This window comes from Paenibacillus eucommiae (assembly GCF_017874215.1).
GTDB lineage: Bacteria > Bacillota > Bacilli > Paenibacillales > NBRC-103111 > Paenibacillus_AI > Paenibacillus_AI eucommiae.
In genome coordinates, this window is sequence record NZ_JAGGLB010000004.1 from 25439 (window position 1) to 46285 (window position 20847).

Annotated in this window: 11 protein-coding genes; 9 read left to right on the plus strand and 2 right to left on the minus strand. The window is 48.1% G+C overall.

The genetic code is table 11. The features are described from left to right. The first annotated feature begins 2 nt into the window (after positions 1 to 2). Positions 3 to 1649 carry a LamG domain-containing protein gene (locus tag J2Z66_RS08170; protein ID WP_209970901.1) on the plus strand — a complete coding sequence of 549 codons (1647 nt, stop codon included), beginning with the start codon at positions 3 to 5 and terminating at the stop codon, positions 1647 to 1649. 908 nt (positions 1650 to 2557) lie between these two features. Then, positions 2558 to 4057, plus strand: coding sequence for an IS66 family transposase (gene tnpC, locus J2Z66_RS08175; RefSeq protein WP_209970902.1), 1500 nt, complete (start codon positions 2558 to 2560; stop codon positions 4055 to 4057). 327 nt (positions 4058 to 4384) lie between these two features. Here the strand turns inward: tnpC and fabF are convergent, their stop codons facing one another. After that, positions 4385 to 5659 (minus strand): beta-ketoacyl-ACP synthase II, encoded by a 1275-nt coding sequence (fabF, locus tag J2Z66_RS08180; protein WP_209970903.1) that lies wholly within the window; start codon positions 5657 to 5659, stop codon positions 4385 to 4387. 127 nt (positions 5660 to 5786) lie between these two features. On the opposite strand from fabF, the gene J2Z66_RS08185 reads away from it, so the two are divergent. The 7 genes from J2Z66_RS08185 to J2Z66_RS08215 all read left to right on the plus strand — a co-directional run bounded on the left by J2Z66_RS08185 (position 5787) and on the right by J2Z66_RS08215 (position 15174). Further along, positions 5787 to 6632, plus strand: coding sequence for a helix-turn-helix transcriptional regulator (locus J2Z66_RS08185; RefSeq protein WP_209970904.1), 846 nt, complete (start codon positions 5787 to 5789; stop codon positions 6630 to 6632). A gap of 257 nt (positions 6633 to 6889) precedes the next feature. Next, complete coding sequence (locus J2Z66_RS08190) at positions 6890 to 8485, plus strand: extracellular solute-binding protein (RefSeq protein ID WP_209970905.1); 1596 nt, start codon at positions 6890 to 6892, stop codon at positions 8483 to 8485. Positions 8486 to 8515: 30 nt separating this feature from the next. Further along, the gene (locus tag J2Z66_RS08195; protein WP_245375393.1) at positions 8516 to 9448 is read left to right on the plus strand and encodes an ABC transporter permease; all 933 of its coding nucleotides are present in this window, start codon (positions 8516 to 8518) and stop codon (positions 9446 to 9448) included. Between the two features lie 15 nt (positions 9449 to 9463). Continuing rightward, the gene (locus J2Z66_RS08200; protein ID WP_209970906.1) at positions 9464 to 10354 is read left to right on the plus strand and encodes a carbohydrate ABC transporter permease; all 891 of its coding nucleotides are present in this window, start codon (positions 9464 to 9466) and stop codon (positions 10352 to 10354) included. Between the two features lie 68 nt (positions 10355 to 10422). Continuing rightward, positions 10423 to 11523, plus strand: coding sequence for a sialidase family protein (locus tag J2Z66_RS08205; protein WP_209970907.1), 1101 nt, complete (start codon positions 10423 to 10425; stop codon positions 11521 to 11523). After that, on the plus strand, positions 11516 to 12562 hold the full coding sequence (locus J2Z66_RS08210; protein ID WP_209970908.1) for an amidohydrolase family protein: 1047 nt from the start codon (positions 11516 to 11518) through the stop codon (positions 12560 to 12562). Before J2Z66_RS08205 ends, J2Z66_RS08210 begins: the two co-directional genes overlap by 8 nt. A gap of 239 nt (positions 12563 to 12801) precedes the next feature. Then, on the plus strand, positions 12802 to 15174 hold the full coding sequence (locus J2Z66_RS08215) for a helix-turn-helix domain-containing protein (RefSeq protein WP_209970909.1): 2373 nt from the start codon (positions 12802 to 12804) through the stop codon (positions 15172 to 15174). A gap of 78 nt (positions 15175 to 15252) precedes the next feature. Here J2Z66_RS08215 and J2Z66_RS08220 read toward each other — a convergent pair whose 3' ends face one another. Beyond that, positions 15253 to 20841, minus strand: coding sequence for a LamG-like jellyroll fold domain-containing protein (locus J2Z66_RS08220; RefSeq protein ID WP_209970910.1), 5589 nt, complete (start codon positions 20839 to 20841; stop codon positions 15253 to 15255). Positions 20842 to 20847 lie beyond the last annotated feature (6 nt).

The window sequence follows — 20847 nt, forward strand, 5'->3', positions numbered from 1 at the left end:
TTATGTTAGTAGCTCATTGGTCATTTGATGGTAATAGTCAGGATGCAGGCGGCAAGCACAACGGCGATCTGCACAATGTTCAGTTTGTAGAAGGTGTGGACGGGCGTGCGAATGGAGCCGCTTATTTTAATGGAACGAGCAGTGTGATCAAAGTACGCGATCATGAAGATTTTCATTTTGCAGATGGGGATTTCAGTTTTGCTGCATGGGTCAAGCAAGAAAAGCATGCGCATCCTTCAGGCGATCTGATCAGTAAATTTGACGAACACTTAAGAAAAGGCTTCCATCTAACCGTAGGAGGCAACAGCTCCGGATACAGCTCTGTAAGTGATTCAAGAACTGTTCTATTTGGAATTGACAATGCGGTAGAAGGAAAATTCATAGATTGCGGAAAGCCACGTGAAGATAATACGCTGATTGCGGGGCTAGTTGTATATAAAGGTCAACTGTACGCGAGCATGGCTGATGCTTTAACGAATGAGGATGCTTGCAAGGTGTACCGTTACGAAGGAGAAGGACGCTGGACCGATGTGGGCCGGGTAGGTAAAGATCCGCGCACACGTTCTGTACAGGCCATGATTGTCCATGATGGAGAGTTGTATGTGGGTACGGGTGTGTGGGACTGGACCAAAATGTACGCAGCGCTGTGTGGACCGACCCGATTGTTCCGCTATGTGAAAGACAATGAGTGGGAAGATTGCGGCATGTTCGGCAAAGGGCAGACGACGATCAGCCTGGCTTCCTATCAAGGCAAAATCTATACAGGCGACGATCGCGGACAATGCTTCAGCTATGACGGCAAAGGCAAGTGGGAATTTTGCGGTCAAATCGGCGTAGGCGGACATGATGATCGCCTTGATTCCATGACCGTATGGCGCGACAGATTGTATGGCTGTACCCACAGCGATGTATGGTTGTATGAAGGCGGACGTACCTGGAAACGGATCAGCCAACAGCCACTGATGCAAAATCAGCTTCACAAAATCCATGTGCATCGCGGCGAGCTGTTGGTAGGCACATGGCCGGACGGCAAAATTATTCGCTATCTGGGCGGAGAAGACTGGGAAGATCTTGGTGAAACAGGCATTGATTCCGATTATAAAATTAATGAAGTGAATGACCTGATGGTCTACAATGGCAAGCTGTATGCAGGCGTAATTCCGAAATCACAAGTATTCCGCTATGACGGCATTTATAATTGGAAAGAGATGGCGCAGCTGGTCGATAACAAGGACTGGGATGTCTACGATATTGAAACATGGTGCCGCATCCCTTGCTTTGCCACCTATAACGGGCTGTTGTATTCAGGGACTTCCACCTGCCATGGCCGTGCTTCTGCTGAACCGGACGAGAATGTCGGCAAGGTATTCTCCTTTGAAGCAGGCAAATGTGTGTCCAATGACGATGATATCGGAACAGAGTGGACCCATATTGCAGCTGTGCGCGAGCAGAATGTATTGCGGTTATACATCAACGGCGAGCTTGTGTCGGAGAAGTCCGATCTGGGCGAGAATGACTTCAACTTGTCTAATGACCTTCCTCTGCTGATTGGTGCAGGCGAGCATCATTATTATAAGGGAGCCATTGACGATTTGCGGCTTTATAATTCAGCGCTTAGCCAAGAGGACATTCAGGCGATCCTGAAATAAATTAAATAAATCGTTTCTGAAATAAGTTTAGGATTTGTAAAAGAGGGCTGGACGGCAAAGTAATTATTGCTGTTCGGCCCTTTTTGGGCTTGAACGCATCAAAACCTGCTGAAATAATGCAGAAGTGCATTATTTTTCGCTCAAAATCGGGTTAAAGCCAAGAATTCCTGCAATTGTGCAGGAATTATGAACTTTTACTTCCAAAAAAGGATAGGAAGACGAATTTTCCTGTATATTTGCATCAATTCCTTTTATCGGATTAGAAAAGGCCCAAAAAGATGCATATTTGCAGTTTTTTGCTTGTGTCGCTGCTCTTGTTGTTGCTCGGGCCGTTGCTCATGCTGTTGCTCATGCTGTTGCTCATGCTGTTGCTCATGCTGTTGCTCGTACTTTGGAAGCTCTATTGCAGCAGTTTGAACGAGGCAGGACGTGGACATGAGGTCAGCTATTCCCCCCGAAATGAGGCTTGTTCTAAGAAAAAAGCCTTGTGGCGTCCTTTGATAAGCGTGTTCGTGGCTTTGGTGCGTTACGGTGGGAATGGCTGTGGGCTCCAGGCGCTGTTAAAGATTTGTTCCCTTTGAGTGGAATAAATGAGGTGGTAGGAACAAATCTTTAAAGGCGGACGCTGCCGCTCTTCCGCCCACACCCCTTCCCACTTCTCAGCTACAATCGCACGAACACCACGCTCAAACGGACAGCCAGCAAGGGTTTTTCTCTTAGCGCAGCCGAGAAGGATTTGCTACTTTAACGATGTTTTTCATCGTTAAAAGCATCAGCTCCTCTCCACATCCTTACTTTAACGATGAAAAACAGTTACTACTTAGGTACCTTAAAGATATTTTTGGTGAAATAAAAGGATTCAGGGTACGTCATGTGAAATAAGTTAATCAACAAATCTACAAGGAGGCATGAATGCGATGCAATTTACCCCGGAACAGGTGCTACAAATCAGTAAAGGAGATTCTGAAATTGCCGCATTCATCCAAACGTTACTCACGAGAGTAGACCAATTAAGCGAGTTGGTCGAATCGCAAGCTAAAACCATTGAAACACAGAATAAACAAATCAAACGGCTCCAGCATCGCGTACATGAGTTGGAAAGACAACTTGGCCAAAATAGTAACAATAGCAGTAAGCCCCCTTCAAGCGATGGTGCGCGTAAGCCTACCAATCTTCGCGTTCCCGGAGGCAAAAAGGGGGCACCGCTGGGCCATGAGGGACATACGTTGGAGTTCAGCCTAGCGCCCGACGAAGTGGTGACACACACCCTTTCGAGCTGTTCCCACTGCAAAGCCGGGTTAGATACGGTCCCTGTTTTAAGGTTAGAAAAACGTCAGGTTTTCGAACTGCCGCTCCCCCGTCTGGTTGTGACGGAGCACCTCTCACAAGTCAAGCGCTGCCCCGCCTGCCAAAGCAGGCAGCGGGCCTCTTTTCCTGTTGGTGTGAATGCCCCTGTCCAGTATGGAGATAGCTTTGCTGCCTGGACAACGTATTTGAATGTCTACCAGTTGCTGCCTTTGGAACGCATTGGACGGCTTTTTGCTGACCTCACTGGTCGTTGCCCCAGTCAGGCGACGCTGCTCGCGCAGGTTTCGCAAATGACGCAGGCGGTGAGCACTAACATTCTTCCGATCATCCGGGAGTGCCTACGCAGCCAGCCGATCATCCATCGGGATGAAACGGGAATCCGCCTGGAGGGAAAACGACACTGGATGCAAAGTGCCTCTGATGCTAGCTGGACCTTAATGGGGGTTTTTAAAAAGCGCGGAGGCCTGACTGTGGAGCAGGAATTAGGCATCTTGCCCTCGTATCAGGGAAAAGTCGTACATGACTGTTACTCAGCGTATTTTAGAAAGGAATTCACGTTTATCCACGTCTTATGCAATGTCCATTTTATGCGCGAGTGCAAAGGAATTGTTGAGCATGACAAGCACGTATGGGCGCAGGGCATGAAAGAGTTACTGAGCCAAAGCTGGATACGCGTTAAAGCCGCCCGGGCCGCCGGTGTCCCGCTTGCTGACGAAGTCATTGCTGAAATCGAGCATAGCTATGATGAGTGGCTACGACAAGGAGCGCTTGAATGGGCTCAAGATCCAGTGCCTGAAAAAACCGGGCCAAAGGGACGTAAATGCAAAAGCAAAGCTGCGAATCTAGGGCATCGCATGCAAATCTACAAAGCGGCCATCCTCCGCTTTCTTCGAGATGCCGAAGTTCCCTTTGATAATAATCAAGCTGAGCGCGATATACGCATGGCCAAGGTCAAACAAAAAATTTCAGGCACGTTTCGCACCATCCAAGGCGGGGAACAATTTGCTACCCTACGTGGGTTTATTTCGACGCTCCTTAAACAAAAACTTCCTCTTCTTTCCTCTTTGACTTCTGCTTTTCGCGGACAATTTTCCTTTTAGCCTACCTGAGTAGTAACTGAAAAACATCGTTAAAATCCCTTTTAACCCTCCTGAGAGGCCATCCGTCCTCTTTTAACGATGAAAAACATCGTTAACGTGACGGATTGACCTGAAACACTTGTTTTAACGATGAAAATCATCGTTAAGTGGAGTACACGCTCATTCGGCGGAGGCCGGCTACCAAAGTAAGATAATAGTACCAACTAATGCCCAATTCCACGTCTTATCGTTTTAATACTTTAAGACTTTAACACTATAAAGTGATTAAATCTTTCTATTATGTCTAAAAAATGCGGACATGACAGCCCTTATTTGTCCCAATTTGGGTTAAGAAGTGGGAAATTGGGACAATGAAACAGAACCCGGTCCCTTATAGGTTCTAAGAACAATCACTGCATTGTGTCCCCCGAAACCAAAGGAATTCGACATGCCTATTTGCAGATTGGCTGAACGTGCTTTGTTCGGAACGTAATCCAAATCACATACAGGGTCTTTCTCTTCTTGATTTATAGTTGGTGGAATGATGCCTTCATTCAAGCTTTTCACTAATGCGATAGCTTCCACACCACCTGCCGCACCCAGCATATGTCCGGTCATCGACTTGTTCGCAGTGACAGGAATTCGATAAGCGTCTTCTCCAAAAAGCTTTTTGATAGCTATCGTCTCCGACTTGTCCCCTACTTCCGTGCTGGTAGCATGTGCGCTAATAACGTCCACCTCTTCAGGGCGAATATCTGCTTCAAGCAGCGCCGATTTCATGGCCTGATAAGCGCCAATGCCTTCTGGATGCGTGGCTACCATATGATAAGCATCTGAGCTGGCTCCATACCCGATTACTTCTGCATATATTCTTGCATTTCTACGTAATGCATGCGATAGAGACTCGACAATGACAATGCCTGCCCCTTCTCCCATAACGAATCCATCTCTACCTGCATCAAAAGGTCTGCTTGCCCTCACCGGCTCGTCATTGCGGGTCGATAAAGCTGTCGCATTGCCGAAGCTGGCAAGTGAAATATCTGTAATAGCCGCTTCCGCGCCCCCGGCAATAATAACATCGGCGCCGCCATAGCGTATTAGCCGGAAGGCTTCACCTATCGCTGTGTTTCCTATTGAACACGCAGTTACCGGCGAAAGCGTTGGGCCTAACGCTCCGAATTTAATACTGATCATCGCCGCGGCCATATTGGCTATCATCATAGGAACTAGAGACGGGCTCACCCTATCAGGACCACGGTCACGCAGTAAAGCCGCCTGTTCAAGCAGCGTCTGGAGCCCTCCGATTCCTGATCCGACGTAAACGCCGAGGCGTTCCCGGTCCATATCCTCAAGGGACAGTCCGGAATCTGCTAAAGCCTGCTCAGCGGCAGCCAAAGCAAACTGGCTGAAACGATCCATGCGCCGCGCTTCTTTACGGCCGAAATGTCCCTCAGCATCGAAATCCCGAACTATACCGCCTATTTTTGTTTTATGTTTAGCGATATCGAAGGTGTTGATGTGTGAAATCCCCGATTCCCCCCGAATCAAACGGCTCCAAAATGTGTCTACATCATTTCCAAGCGGCGACATTACGCCCATTCCAGTAATAACGACCTTTTCCATCTTGTACCTCCGCTAAATTAAATTTCTTATGAGGTTATCTTGTCACTTTATTTATCCTATTACAAGTTGTAGTTTATTATAGTATAATTACTACCATAATAACTCACACAATAAGGTGGGAAAATGGATGAATCATCAAACGAGACTTCAAGCTTTATCGACCTTTTTAAAGGCACAACGGGCCAAAGTGCAACCGCAGTCTGTAGGCTTGCCCGCAGGCACCCGCCGAAGAACTCCTGGTTTAAGAAGAGAAGAAGTCGCACAATTAGCCGGAGTCAGCGCTACCTGGTATACCTGGCTAGAGCAAGGCCGCGATATTAAAGTATCGGCATCCGTACTCGATTGTATATCTACAGCTTTGCAAATGTCAGTTGACGAGCGCAAATACCTCTATGCCTTGGCACAGGAAACTGGGGCGGGGAGTGGCCTGATTCACGCAGAAGAGCTGCCGAAGATCAGCCCTCCATTACAAAGAATTTTGCTGGAGCTGAGACACTGTCCTACCCTGATATCAGACCGGCGCTGCCAAATTGTCGGCTGGAATCAGGCGGCCTCCCAAGTGTTTCTCGATTTCGAACAAATCCCGCCCGAGCAGCGGAATATGATCCGCCTGTTGTTTATCCGCAAGGAGTTTCAGCGGCTGGCTGTCAACTGGGGACAATTCGTCAGAGCGTATCTGGCCATATTCCGCGCTTATTATGGTCAATACGTGGAAGACAGCTGGTATGATACCTTTCTGGAGGAAATGCAAAATATTCATCCCGACTTTAAAACGCTGTGGCAGCAGAGCGAGGTCAGCACGGCCCCCGATGTATTGCTCGAATTCCGCCATGCCAAAGCAGGCAAGATGCTGTTCCATCTCACCTCTCTGCAGGTTCACGGCAAAGACGATTTGCGCTTGAGCATTTATACGCCCTCCCCGGACTCGACTACAGAATCCAAGCTGAAGCAGCTGTTGGAGTCCGCTCAATAGCCTTCTTTGGCCTTCTTTGGCCTTCTTTTCTCTTCTATCAGCCCTCTATCGGCCCTCAATTCGCCTGCTTTAGCAGCCAAACTTTTATAGCACTTTTTGCTAAACATCACGAAAAAATTGATATTTACCCGAAAACAAAACATTATCCTTTTGATATATCCTGTTCCGCGATAAGCTGGAGGTATCAGTTACTGGAACAGCAGCTGACTGAACATTTCCGGCGCCGGAATTGAAATTTCAAACAGGGAGGTCAATCGATGCTTAGCATTTTCAGTAAGAAGATGTTCAAAAGCAGCATTAAAAATGTCATGCTCATTTCACTAAGTGTACTGATGGTTGCGGCACTTGCTGCTTGCTCATCTACAGGGACATCAGGCAAGCCGGAGACAACGGATGCTAAAGACGGGTCTGGCACAACGAAACCGGGTGAAGCAGAGAAAGTTTATGTATACGCCAATTCAGGCAATCTGAATCATGCTTCGACGTTAAGCAAACAGGAAGACTATGAGGCAGTCCGGCAGGAAATCATTCGGCAATCCGGTTTTGAAATCGTTCCCATTATCCCTCCGAAATCCCAGGAAGGCGAGAAGCTGAACCTGCTGCTTGCTTCCAATGAGAAGCTGGATATTTTCATGGGCGACTACAAAGCCTTCAAGGATAAAGGGGCGATTCAGCCGCTGAACGAGCTGCTTGATAAGTACGGACAAAACTTAAAGAAGGCTTGGCCTAAGGAATGGGAAGATTCCTGGAAGGCCGTGACGGATAAGGACGGCAATATTTGGGCGATCCCGATCGGACCTGGGCCGGTCGTTCTGAAAGCAAATTTATTCAGGGCAGATTGGCTGGAAAAATTAGATTTACAACTGCCGAAAACATTCGATGAATTCGAGCATGTTCTGAAAGAGTTCAAAGAGAAAGACCCGGCAGGTTCGGGACAGACCATACCGCTTATCACCAATATGACAGGCCTGAATTTGGCGCTGGCCGCCGGCTTTATGGATGTTGGTTACGGAAACTGGCTCGATAAGGATGGTACAATCAAACCCCCTGAGCTGCATCCGGGGTACCGGGAATTCGTGGCCAAAATGGCTGACTGGTATAAGAAGGGCTATATTTATAAAGAAACTTTTACATTAAATACGGAAAGATACCGGGAATTGATCAAAAAGAACCGGGTCGCTGCAGCATCCATTCATTTTACAACGGTGACCAATGTCCAGTATGAGCTGCAAAAAATCGTACCTGAAGCCAGGTATGAGGTGGCTGCCGATTTAAAAGGCCCGCAAGGAGACGTACCCACAAGCTCCGGGCAAAGCACATGGGGTTATGTGATCAACAAGAAGGCTCCAAATCCTGAGGCGACCATGAAATATTTGGATTGGCTGAACTCCAATATTGACCATTTCCTCTTGTCCTTTTATGGCGTCAAAGATAAGCATTGGAGATATGTGGACGAAGGCAAGCATATTGTGGAAAGAATAAACGAGGATTACGTTGGCGAATTCCTTACAGGCAATACGTATGTGCAGACCGTAGGCTTCCTGCCTAATGATCCTGCCGGCAAACCGGAGTTCGATTACATGGGCAAATACGGGGAAAAATTGGACTGGGGAGTCAAGAAGCCGTTTACGGTCGATGTGGATTACCTGTACGATCATACGGAAATATCGAATAAGCTGCCCAATCAGGAAGACATTAACCGGATGATCAGCGAGGAAATTACCAAGTTCATCATGGGAGCGAGAGCGATGAGCGAATATGATAAATTTATTCAGGAGCTGTATGCAGCCGGCTTGGATAAATGGATTGAAGTATACACCGACCAGTACAACAAGGCGATGGCGGGTAAGTAAGAAGTCGGGATAGGAAGGGAGACCCTCTACTTGAATGTACCCATAACCAGACGAAAGTCTTTTAAGCTGATCAAAAGAAATAAGCTCTATTATGCCCTGATTGCCCCTGGTCTTGTTTATTTTCTGCTCTTTCATTATGTTCCGCTTTACGGAATTGTTATCGCTTTCAAGGATGTATCGCCGTTTGACGGGTTTACCGGTATTTTCGCTAGCGAATGGGTCGGGCTGAAGCATTTCCGCAATTTCGTCCAGTCCTATTATTTCTGGGATATTATGAAAAACACGGTGATGATCAGCCTGTACCGGATGCTGTTCGGCTTCCCCGCTCCCATCCTGCTGGCGCTGCTGCTGAATGAAGTGCGGAAGAAGTTTTTCCAGCGGTTTGTACAAACGATCTCCTATTTGCCGCACTTCATCTCCATGGTCGTCCTAGCCGGTCTGCTGACTACACTGCTGACCACGGACGGCGGTATCGTGAATGTCGTGCTGCAGAAGCTGGGGCTGGAGCCGGTGTTCTTCTTGGGAGACGCAAGCTACTTCCGTTCCGTCCTGGTAGCATCCGGCGTATGGAAAGAGGTCGGCTGGGGGACCATCATTTATTTGGCGGCTATCGCCGGGATTGACCCGCAGCTGTATGAAGCCGCAGTTGTCGATGGGGCCGGCCGTTTCAGACAAATATGGCATATTACGCTGCCAGGCATTTTGTTTATTATCGTCATCCTGTTTATTCTTTCTATAGGCGGACTGCTTGAAGCAGGCTTTGAACAAATTTTCCTGTTGTATTCACCATCTGTCTACAAGGTTGCCGATATTATCGATACGTATGTGTACAGGAAGGGACTTGTCGAACTGCAGTATTCCTTTGCAGCGGCGGTCGGATTGTTCAAAGCAGTCATTGCCTTCGTACTGCTGCTGGGGGCCAACTATGGAGCCAAAAAACTGGAACAAGACGGCATCTGGTAAAAGGGGGATACGCACATGAAACCATATCGTCGCTCATTGGGAGACAGCTTATTTCAAATAAGCAATTATACGCTGCTTACGCTGATCTCCCTCTCCTTTGTGCTGCCGTTCGTTATTATGCTCTCCTCCTCGCTGGTCAGCGAAAGCGAGCTGATTCAGCGGGGTAACTTTATCCTGATTCCGAGGCAGCTCAACCTTGCCGCCTATGAGGCGCTGCTGGGCAAGGGCTCCCTCATCTATAACGCCTACGGCATTACAATCTTGCGGGTCATCGTGGGTACCCTGTTCAACCTGATCTTTACAGCTATGATGGCCTATGGCTTATCTCGCCGCGAGCTGCCTGGCCGTAAAGGCCTGATGCTGCTGGTGCTGATCACGATGCTGATCGGGGGAGGACTTATTCCCAACTATCTGCTGATGAAAAGCCTGCATCTGATCGACTCGTTCTGGGTAATGATCCTGCCCGGATTAATCAGTGCATGGAACCTAATAATTATGCGCAATTTTTTCATGCAGCTGCCGGATGGGTTAGAGGAATCCGCAACGATCGACGGCGCTTCTCCACTCGCTATTCTGCTGCGGATCGTCATTCCGCTCAGCATGCCGACCATCGCCACCATCGGCCTGTTCTATGCCGTCGGGCATTGGAACGCCTGGTTTGATGCGGCGATTTATATCAACGATATTCATCTGCGGCCCTTGCAGCTGTTTCTCAGGCAAATCGTGCTCTCCCTAACTTCGGAGGAATTGCAGAGACAGACGGTTGTCAGCATGTCGGATAGACCAACAGCTCAGAGTCTGAAGTCTGCAGCGATCATTGTGACTACAGTGCCGATTCTGTGCGTGTATCCTTTTCTGCAGAAACATTTCGTTAAGGGCGTACTGACAGGTTCTATTAAGGGTTAACAAGTTAAGGGATAACAACTTATTAAATCTATATGATTAAAAAAGGTTAAAAAAGGGAGAGATCATCAATGGAGCAATTAGGCAAAGTCGTATTGGATTTGCGTCCGGGGGCTGGTAACCCGCGCAACAGCGAGGGCGCGTTCCTGGATTTGACGGATGGCCGGATCTTATTCGTTTACAGCCGTTTTACCGGAGACTCGCCGGATGATAACGCTGAAGCTTGCATCGCCACGAGATTTTCGTCCGACCAAGGAGCTACATGGAGTGACGATGAGATTATTGCCACGCCTGGGGAGCACGAAGCGATCAATGTCATGAGTGTGTCCCTGCTCCGGATGGCTAACGGAGATGCCGGATTATTCTATCTAATCCGCAAAGGCTGGCATGATCAGCGCTTGCATCTGCGGCGTTCAACTGACGAAGGCCGTACCTGGGGAGAGCCGGTTTGCTGCGTAACAGGCCCCGGCAACTACGATACGCACAATGACCGGATTATCCGGCTCTCCAGCGGCAGGCTGATCAATCCCACATCGTATCATAAGATGATCGGCGAGGGAACGAATGACTGGGCCTCGTTAGATATGAAAGGCACTGTGTATTTCTTCCTGTCCGATGACGATGGGGCCACTTGGCGTCAGGCGGCCACTTCTGGAGCGATTCCAGGTTTCAGATCGGCAAGCGGCCTGCATGAGCCTGGTGTCGTAGAGCTGACGAATGGTGTGCTCTGGTCCTGGAGCAGAACCGATATGGGTAGGCAGTACGAGATGTTCTCGTGGGACGGGGGCGAAACATGGACGACCCCCGCGCCTTCTCCCTTCACTTCCCCCTTATCTCCACTCTCCATGAAGCGAATCCCGCAAAATGGCGAGCTGATGGCAGTATGGAATCCGGTGCCGCAATATCAGACCCGCAAGCTGGAGAGACATTCATGGGGACGAACACCGCTAGTTGGGGCTTTCAGCCCTGATGAGGGGAAGACATGGGAACGCTTTTTCGCGGTGGAGCGTGAAGAGGACCGCGGGGGCTGCTGCTATACGGCCATTCATTTTACGGGAGATGTGCTGCTGCTTGGCTATTGTGCGGGAGAACCGGAAGACGGCACCTGCCTGACCCGGCTCAAAATTCGCAGAATTGAACTGGCAGAGCTGTTAGCAGTAAGCAATGTGTAAGCTGCCGAATACGCCGGATTTAAATGAATGTGTTAATCAGCATTGGAAGATGAATGAGTATGACAAGCAAATGGCGCAGGAGCTGGGGGCTTACCTGCCCCCACTACCCCGGCGAATTTTCGATATCCATGCGCATGTCTACAACCTCACACATCTGAATCTAGCCGATGAGAGCGGTTATTTGTACGAGGGTCCACAGGAGGCATCCATTCAAGCTTGGAGGGAGCATGTGGGAGGATTATTCACGGACCGTCTGCTGCGCGGCGGAATGTTTTTTCCTACACCGGCACCCCTGATGGATATGCGCAGTGCAAATGAATATATCGTCAACCAGTTGGCGAATGAAACCTCCTGCAGGGGACTTGTCATGATAACGCCCGACGATGAGCCGGAACGGATCAGGACCTACCTGGATTGCCCTCAAATCGCCGGTTTTAAGCCGTACCCGATTTTTAGTAAAGAAAAGCCGGTTATGCAATCGTCCATTTCGGGCTTCTGTCCAGATTGGATGTGGGAAATCGCCAATGAACGCAAGTACGTGGTCATGCTTCACCTGGTCAAGGATAAAGCCGTCGCCGATCCGGACAATATCCGGGAAATTCGTGAAATCTGCACCAAATACCCGGATATGAAGCTCATTTTGGCTCATACCGCGAGATGTTTCCATGCCTTTCATGCAGAGCCCGGGATCAGCGCTCTGAGGGGCCTGGATAATGTATACTTTGACACGTCAGCCGTATGCGAGCCGGAGGCGATGAAGGTCGTCCTGCGTTATTTCGGTCCAAGCAAGCTGATGTGGGGAAGTGATTTCCCTGATTCCCATATTCGGGGGAAGTCTGTTACGGTGGGGGACGGGTTCGTATGGCTAATGGCCCCGGAGTTCTGCAGCTGGGACAAGGCACAGATGGCACATCCGGTACTGCTTGGCCTCGAATCCTTGCGGGCGGTCATACACGCGGCGGACGACTGCGGTTTGAATGCTGAGGAGCTTGACGACATCTTCTATGGCAATGCGGAGAAGCTGCTTGGAATTGGGTGACCCGGTGGGGTGAGACAGATATGAAGACAGGAGCTTCCTACGGGGGAAGTTCCTGTTTGCATAACAGCAATACCAAGAAGTGCCAGGTAATACCGGGCAGATTGGGATCAAACGGGGGAATAGGAGCGGTATTGTCAAAAAATTAATTTGAGCATATGGACTATCCAGTAAACTTGTTGTAAGGTTGCAGATATAATCGGCACCAGCTGTATGTTTGGCATGAAAGGGGCGAAGGGCGAATGATCGCAAAAATGGTAAACGTCCGCAAAACCAGACAGTTTTATTTTAAATTGATCAGCTATACCCTATTTCTTTCCCTGCTGCCTATTTTAATCATAAGCATTTTTCTGTATTTCAATGTGAAAACCTCACTCAAAACTGAGCTGCACAACGCCAACTCCAACTATTTGTATCAAACGGCCAATGCGCTGGAAATTATTATTAGCCAAATCAGCAATAACTTTGAGCAGTTTACACTGGACAGCACGATGCGGGACTTCGAGAAATTCCCCAGGGGAAGCTATTATGAGGAACTGGACCAGGATATCAGCGATGTAGACCTGCCTGTTCTGGAACGATATATTAATACGAAAGCTAAAGTCAGATGGAATTTGGATAATTTGAAGGCATCGAACGATTTTATTCATTCGGTTTTTCTGATCGACCGGGTGAAGGGTATTACGCTGACTTCCGTTGGCTCCAGTCTTCTGGAAGAAGAAGTGAATGCCCAGAAGTGGACAGAGCTGCCCGCAGGCATGATGGAGTTCCCCTACTTTCAGGAAACCCGGGTTATTGAACAAACGAGGGGCGAGACCAGACAAATACTCCCGGTCATTTACAAATCGCCCAATATCGAGAGCTATATCATCGTGAACCTGGATGCAGAGCTGATCTATTCAAAAATTGTTAAGAAATTGGAAAACCACAAAGACCAAACTTTCTTTATTTTATCCAAAAACAATGCCCTGCTGCTGCACGATGGTCAGACAGAATTGAATGTAACGGTTGCCCGGCAGCTGGAGATGATGAGGCAGGTTGACCAGAATGCAACGTCCTCTATCATCGATTACAATGAAAAAAAAATGCTCGTTACCTATCAGGTATCCAAGCTGCTGGATTGGACGTTCGTCAGGGCCGTTGGCCTGGATGGCTTGTACCAAAGCATTTTACATATCAAAGGCTTGATCCTGTTCTCGTCGTTTATGCTTGTTCTGGGGATGGGGCTGTTGGCCTTGTTGGCCAGCCGCAATATGTATGGACCCGTATTCCGTTTGCTTGCTTATGTGAAAAGTGTCGATCAGGGGGACGGAGAAGCAACACCCCGGGCCACGAAGCCCATAGACGAGTTCAAAATGATCCAAAACCGCTTTGCCAGGTCCATTGAGGACAGAGCCGGTCTATCGCAGCGGCTGCAGGAAAGTCTGCCGGCCTACAAAGAGAAATTCCTCATTACACTGATCAAAAGCAATCTGTACAGCAGAGAAGAAATGATCGAGCGAATCGAATCGCTGGGTCTGAGCTTCCGGCTCGAGGATTTAATGTTAATGAACGTTTATTATGAAGACCGGAAAAGGGAAAGTTTGGATTTCTACAGCAGAAACCTCATAAAGCTGCAGCTAGTGGATATTTTGGAGAAAGAGCTGGCAGTCAGGCATTGCGGTTTTGTTGTGGACATGGCGGAGGACTTGTTTACTGTCGTGATCAACAGCAGGCAGGCGGATATGCTGGATGTCTATGCGCTGGCCGACAATATGAAGCTTGAAGCGAACAAAGCGCTGGAGCTTTGCTGCACGATTGGCATAGGCCGGCACTGCCCGGATGTAACCTATCTGCGTCAAGCCTTTGACGATGCCGGGGAAGCGCTCGCACACCGCAGTCATGGCGGAACAGGCGAGGTCATCTATATTGAGGATGTGCGTCTGGAAAGCAAGCCGGTATTTATATACCCACAGGAAAAAGAAGCTGCACTCAACAGCTATGTCAAAAATGGGGAAGCTGATCAGGCTAAGCTGGTGTTCACAGCGTTCGTCCAAGAGGTGAGAGCCCAGCAGGAAAAGGTGCCTTACCATCAGCTGCAGCATGCTTTCGTCCAGCTCTGGGTGAGGCTTATGGAAACAGTAAGCAATCTGCAGCTGGATTTGTCCAGCATACTCGGACTTAAAAATAATCTGGTAATGGTTCTATTGCAAAAAAGGGATTTAGAAGAGATGATCCACTGGTCCGAAGAAATGATCGTGGTTATAGCCGCCCGAATTGAAGAGGCGTTTCGTGAGAAGAAAGGGAGCTACATCCACGAAGTAATAAAGCTAGTGGAGGAAAACAGCGGCAGTGAGCTGTCCCTCTCCTATGCAGCCGATCAACTGGGTATCACTCCCGCTTATTTGAGCCGCATTTTCAAAGAAAAGATGGGGATGAACTTCCTCGAATTTCTCACAAATGCCAGAGTCGAGAAGAGTAAGAAGCTGCTGAAGGAAACAGACTGGAAGATCAAAGAAATCAGTTCGCTAACCGGCTACAGCAATGTCAATTATTTTATTCGCATATTCAAAGAGATGACAGGCATGACGCCGCGGGAATACAGAAATATGTATAAAAGCGAGCTGACTTCCTGAAGGCATTTCATTGCCGATACATGCAGCGCTGTTTCTTGCGCTGCATGTAATGGCGGACGATTTCAAACTATCTACCATCTACCCGATCACAGGTGGATTAAAACTTATAAATATATTAGACGGTGCAAAATTATTGTAAATATGGATCTGCCCTGCAGATATCCCACCGAGCTGAACATTTCCAGAGATATTGCTTTGGAAATTCACCTCATTTAAAGCACCTAGGAAACTCCCGATATTTACTGCACCACCAATTCCATTAAAATCGATGGACCCAGAGGACAGCATACAATTACCAACTGTAAACCCGTCATTGGAAATTTGACCTTGCATAAGGATATTTCCTTTCCCATAATAGGTGCCTTGAATGGATACTTTATTTAGGGTTGAGAATTGTGATTTCCCAGTTACATATAAAGATTTGCCAATTAGAAACGATGTGTAATTTCCGCTGCTTGGCATAAAATCCGCTGTACTGCTCACATTCCCAGAGACGGACAAGGAGTTGAAGCCCTTAAAGCTAATCCCTTTCCCAATGAGGTCCCCTTTAATAACACCTGCTGCAATATTACTTCCCTTAAATGCAATACTGCCCTGCGAGCTCAAGGTTTCGTCGATCGTAAATGTACCAACACTTGAGTTAAAAGTAATGTCCCCTGCTGCAATCACCTTCCCGTGTATCGTTAAACCATCAATATAGCCGTTAAAAGTAAGGGGCCCATTGCATACGATGTCTCCATAAATGACCAATTTGGTTGTGGCGCCAATCTGGCAGGAGCTCCCCCCATAAAGTACCGTTGTTCCAATTGTCGAAGCATCGCCTATTGTCATCTCGCCATATGCATTAGCAATCGTCAAAGCTCCTGCATACAGCTGTTTGGATAACGCCATGTTACTGCTGCTTTGAGCAACCGATTTGTTACCTGCTGTTACCGGTCCGGGAGGAGTAACAACGGCAAGCGGCAGGGGCTGGGCAGCAAATTGTTGGTCAAAATAACGGTTGAAATCCGCTGCAAAAGTAGGATTTATAGTATAACCGCCAGCAGGAGCGGATATTTCTGCAGTTCCCGATCCCAAACCTCCAGTAACTATCTGATTCTGAAAAATAGCTGGGGCAGCTGGCTCTTCATCTTCTTGATCCACGCCCTTATTTTCGATAATCCGCACTAATTCTTCTGCTTGCATCGCCCGATCATAAATTCTGACATCATCAATCAAGCCCCAGTATGAAGTTGCTGGCAAGCCCGGGGACTGACCGAAATAATGATCCCCATCTTCTCCGCTTACGTATTCAAAAGCTGGATCACTGGCAACCATGATACCGTTGATAAACAGCTTAATACCTTCTAGCTCCTTGTATATAACGGCTGTATGATACCAGGTATCGGATGAGATCGTTCCGCCACTAATGTCTACCCATTCTGAGGTTGAGGATTTCATCTTGACCTTGAGCTCATGGTTCTCAAATTCCATTTCCAGCCCGTTGCCATCCGAATAGATGGTTTGCCGTTTAGCTGTGTTCTCAGGTTTAATCCACGCACCAATCGTAAAGCCACTGCCTTCATCCAGCTTCAAATTCGTATCAACCTTAATGTAATGATCGGGTCCATCCATGAATAAGGAGTGACTGCCAACTTTTCCTGCTAAAAAGGAAGGTACCTGCCCCATCCCATCACCATTGTTTGCCACCATGGTGCCATGTCTTTGATGGACTGATGAATCGTAAGCGGTCATGCCGGCAGCCTCATCGAACGTAAGATGCACCGCTAATCCCTCGGTAATTTCGGTCTTTCCTGTTGGCACCAGACTCACATTATCGATCCATGCCGTCCCACTGTTGTACGGCATATTGGCAGAGATGTTCACCTTGCCGCTTTGAGCATAGGAAGGCGTAGTAAAGGTGATACTCTGCCGCTTCCACGCCGTCGTTCCATAGACATTCTCCGTCTCATGAGTTATCGCTACCGGTACATCCTGCTCATAATTGAAAATGATACCCGTCCCTTTAATGCCATTTGTTTTCACCCAGCCGCTGAGCTCATATTCCGTATCAGGCTGAAGTTGAACAGCTTGTGTCAGTAAAACCCCATTCATGGCAGCGCTGATCTGCATCGAATGTCCACCCGTATGATACACAGCAGTGGTAACGGAAGCAGCGTTCTCATTCACCCAAGCGGCAGCCTCTTCATGCTCATCCGTCTCTTCAAAAGAAGGGTTGGCAAGCAAGTTATCTTCGCCAAGCACCATGACAGAAATCGGAAGAGAAGTACTTGAGGCACCCTGATTATCGGTTGCAACAGCCGTGATGGAGTAACTGCCCGCTTTCACATTGTGCCATTCGAAGCTGTATGGCTCTGCGGATACTACACCTACTTTTGTTCCGTTCGCATAAAATTCCACCTGCTCTACGCCGCCCACATCTGCAGCAGCTGCCTCCAAAACAACATGTAAATCCCCTGGACTAGCATCTTTCACAAGCACCGCACCATCAGCAGGCATCATTATTTCTACAGAAGGCTCAGGATTGCTTTGTACAGGAATGACCTCAAACATTTGGCCGTCTCCAGGCTCAAATTCGATTCCGGTGGACCCAATTTCATATAACTCCCCGGTTTCCATATTTTTAAGCTGACCTGTAAAATAAGCAGATTCCAGCGTGATTGTCTGAGGACCCCCGCAGTCCATGTTCACAGCGACCACATATGTTTTCTGCCCATCCTTGCTGACCAGCGTGCTGATGTAGGGCGCTACATTTCCTGTAGCTGAAGCAGTAAAACGATCTTTATCTTTCTTCGCTTCTAGCAGTGTAGGTCGAAGTGGAGTGACTCGTTCCGTAAGACTTTTTATTTCATTCAATGAAGTAGGATTGTCTCTTATCCCAAACAAACCTGAAGGTATTGAAGTATATAGAAACCAGAAAATCCCCGTTGCCCCTTCACCGATAGAAAGCCAATTCTGCACACGTAATTCCGCAGGCGTTGGTATTCGATTATCGAACCGTGAGCCCATTCCAGGTTGGCCAAACGCTTGCAATATGACCCACAAGGGCTTATCCTCCGGCTTATTTTCAGATACTTTGCGCAAATAACTGACAAAATCCCATATTGGATATCCATATCCATTCATATTAAAGTTGCCTACTCTGTTCGCTCTTGCGTTCGGATAAACATCGATCAACAGCGCATCCATATCCGTTGCTGCAAACATCGGCCCGACTCGGTCGAGACCAATAAGCGGAGTTGTTATTTTCAAATCGGTTGGCTGTTCATGAAAAGCCTGGGTGAGCAAAGCATGCTTCTGCAGCACATTCAATTCAGGCTCATCTGATAAATTGATCGCTTTAACACTCGGATGATCCTTCAAGCCATTAATTATGGATTGGGCAACCGTCCTTGCAGCTTCTATATTGTTCGGCTCATTATCGTTGTACATCCATGGGACAATATCATAAGCAGCATTTAAATAAACATTCAGCCCGTAAGTATCTGTCACCTCAAACATCGAGCGATCACGGTTGACGCCCCCATTAGCCAGCATAATGGAATCAAAGCCTAATGCGTACAGCTCGGAAATGATCGTTTTAAATGCCTTTTTGCTTCCTCCAATGGGATTCGCATCCTCAAATACGCCTAAGGGGAACTCGCTTTCCACTGGTTTAACAATATCATCCGGATATTCAGGGGGAACTGGATCTGCCTGCCCCTTTACCTGGAAGTTTTTGAATGCTGCTTCGTTGGGCGTTTGGGCATTGACCATAAAACCGGCATACTCAATATCCGGCGTAAACCCTTGAATTCCACCAATATTAGTGGCATTAAGGATTGGATCCTCATTCACCCACACAGAGACCGTCTTCGTTTCGGCATTGTATTCCAATCGAAGATGAGTGTACACATCTGGATCAAAAGAGGCTAGAGACCCGGCAGCAAGCAAATTTTGAGTGCCATTGACCCAGATGTTGTAGTAGCCGTCTTCACGTATAAACATCCAGATTTGTCCGCCTCCCCAGAAAGCCGAAGGTTCTTTACTAAAGCCGACAGCGGACCAGCCCTCCATCCCGAACGGCTTGATGTCCACTTCCAAGCTTGATACGGTTCCTGCCGGAACATAAGGCACAAAAGCTGTTCTCGTCCCCGAATAGGCGCTCGTCACATACCCCTCATTGCCACTGCCGGCAAAAACAAACGCGTAGCTAGCTTCCCAGGTGCGTTCCCCGACCTCTGTCTTAGTATCGTTCAATTCACTCCCAGCAGTTCGATTCACTCCATCCACAGCAAAAGAATCAGAGATTGTCAGCGGCAGCGGATCTTCAATCGGTACAGCAGGACCTTTCACCTGAAAATTTTTGAACGCAGTCTCATTTGGAGTTTGAGCACTGACCATAAAACCGGCATACTTGATATCCGGCGTAAATCCTTGAATTGCCCCAATGTTGGAAGCGTTAACAATTGAATCTTCATTTACCCACACAGAAACTGTCTGCATGACAGCATCATGTTCCAATCGAAGATGGGTATATTCGTCTGGATCAAAAGAAGCTATAAACCCGTTCGCAAGCAAATTCTGAGTGCCGTTGACCCAGATGTTGTAATATCCGTCTTCACGGAGAAACATCCAGATCTGTCCGCTTCCCCAAAACGCTGAAGCTTCTTTACTGAACCCGACAGCCGACCAGCCCCCCATCCCGAACGGCTTGATGTCTACTTCTATACTGGACATGGTTCCCGCTGGAACATACGGCACAAAAGCTGTTTTTGTCCCCGAAGAGGTACTCGTCACGTAGCCCCCACTGCCACTTCCTGCAAAAATAAACTCACTGTTTGCCTCCCAAGTGCGGTCCCCGACCTCTGTCACAGTCCCGCTCAATGCCTCACCAGCTATTCGGTTCACACCATCCAGCGTAAAAGAATCGGAAATGGTCAGCGGCAGCGGATTTTCGACCGGTGGGGCTTCTTCTTTCACCTGAAAATTTTTAAAAGCAGCTTCGTTGGGCGTTTGTTCACTCGCCATAAAACCGGCAAACTGGATGTCCGGCGTAAACCCTGCAATCCCACCAATATTGGAAGCATTGACAATGGAATCATCATTTACCCACACAGAGACCGTCTGCATATCTGCATTGTAGTCCAATCGAAGATGGGTGTATACATCTGGATCAAACGAAGGGATCGACCCGGCAGCAAGTAAATTTTGTGTACCGTTGACCCAGATGTTGTAGTATCCGTCTTCACGGAGAAACATCCAGATTTGTCCGCCTCCCCAGAATGCAGATGCTTCTTTGCCGAACCCGACTGCCGCCCAGCCCCCCATTCCGAACGGTTTCATGTCCATTTCTATACTGGCCAGGCTTGCTGCCGGAACATAAGGCACAAAAGCTGTTCTCGTTCCCGAATAGGCGCTCGTCACATACCCCTCATTGCCACTGCCCGCAAAAACAAACGCGCTGCTTGCCTCCCAGGTTTTTTCCCCGACTTCCGTCATCGTGTCATTCAGTTCACTTCCAGTTATTCGGTTCACTCCATCCACTGTAAAAGAATCAGAAATAATAAGGGACATGTTCGTGGGCACTAATTCACTTGCTTTCACAATTGCAGGGCTATACGGGTAGACCGGAAATACAGCAGCAATAATAAGGATGGCTAAAAAGATTGAAAAATATCGCTTCATTACGAT

Coding starts and splice junctions, on each gene's coding strand:
- J2Z66_RS08170 (WP_209970901.1), top strand. CDS start 3: ATGTTAGTAGCTCATTGGTCATTTGATGGTAATAGTCAGGATGCAGGC.
- tnpC (WP_209970902.1), top strand. CDS start 2,558: ATGAATGCGATGCAATTTACCCCGGAACAGGTGCTACAAATCAGTAAA.
- fabF (WP_209970903.1), bottom strand. CDS start 5,659: ATGGAAAAGGTCGTTATTACTGGAATGGGCGTAATGTCGCCGCTTGGA.
- J2Z66_RS08185 (WP_209970904.1), top strand. CDS start 5,787: ATGAATCATCAAACGAGACTTCAAGCTTTATCGACCTTTTTAAAGGCA.
- J2Z66_RS08190 (WP_209970905.1), top strand. CDS start 6,890: ATGCTTAGCATTTTCAGTAAGAAGATGTTCAAAAGCAGCATTAAAAAT.
- J2Z66_RS08200 (WP_209970906.1), top strand. CDS start 9,464: ATGAAACCATATCGTCGCTCATTGGGAGACAGCTTATTTCAAATAAGC.
- J2Z66_RS08205 (WP_209970907.1), top strand. CDS start 10,423: ATGGAGCAATTAGGCAAAGTCGTATTGGATTTGCGTCCGGGGGCTGGT.
- J2Z66_RS08210 (WP_209970908.1), top strand. CDS start 11,516: ATGTGTAAGCTGCCGAATACGCCGGATTTAAATGAATGTGTTAATCAG.
- J2Z66_RS08215 (WP_209970909.1), top strand. CDS start 12,802: ATGATCGCAAAAATGGTAAACGTCCGCAAAACCAGACAGTTTTATTTT.
- J2Z66_RS08220 (WP_209970910.1), bottom strand. CDS start 20,841: ATGAAGCGATATTTTTCAATCTTTTTAGCCATCCTTATTATTGCTGCT.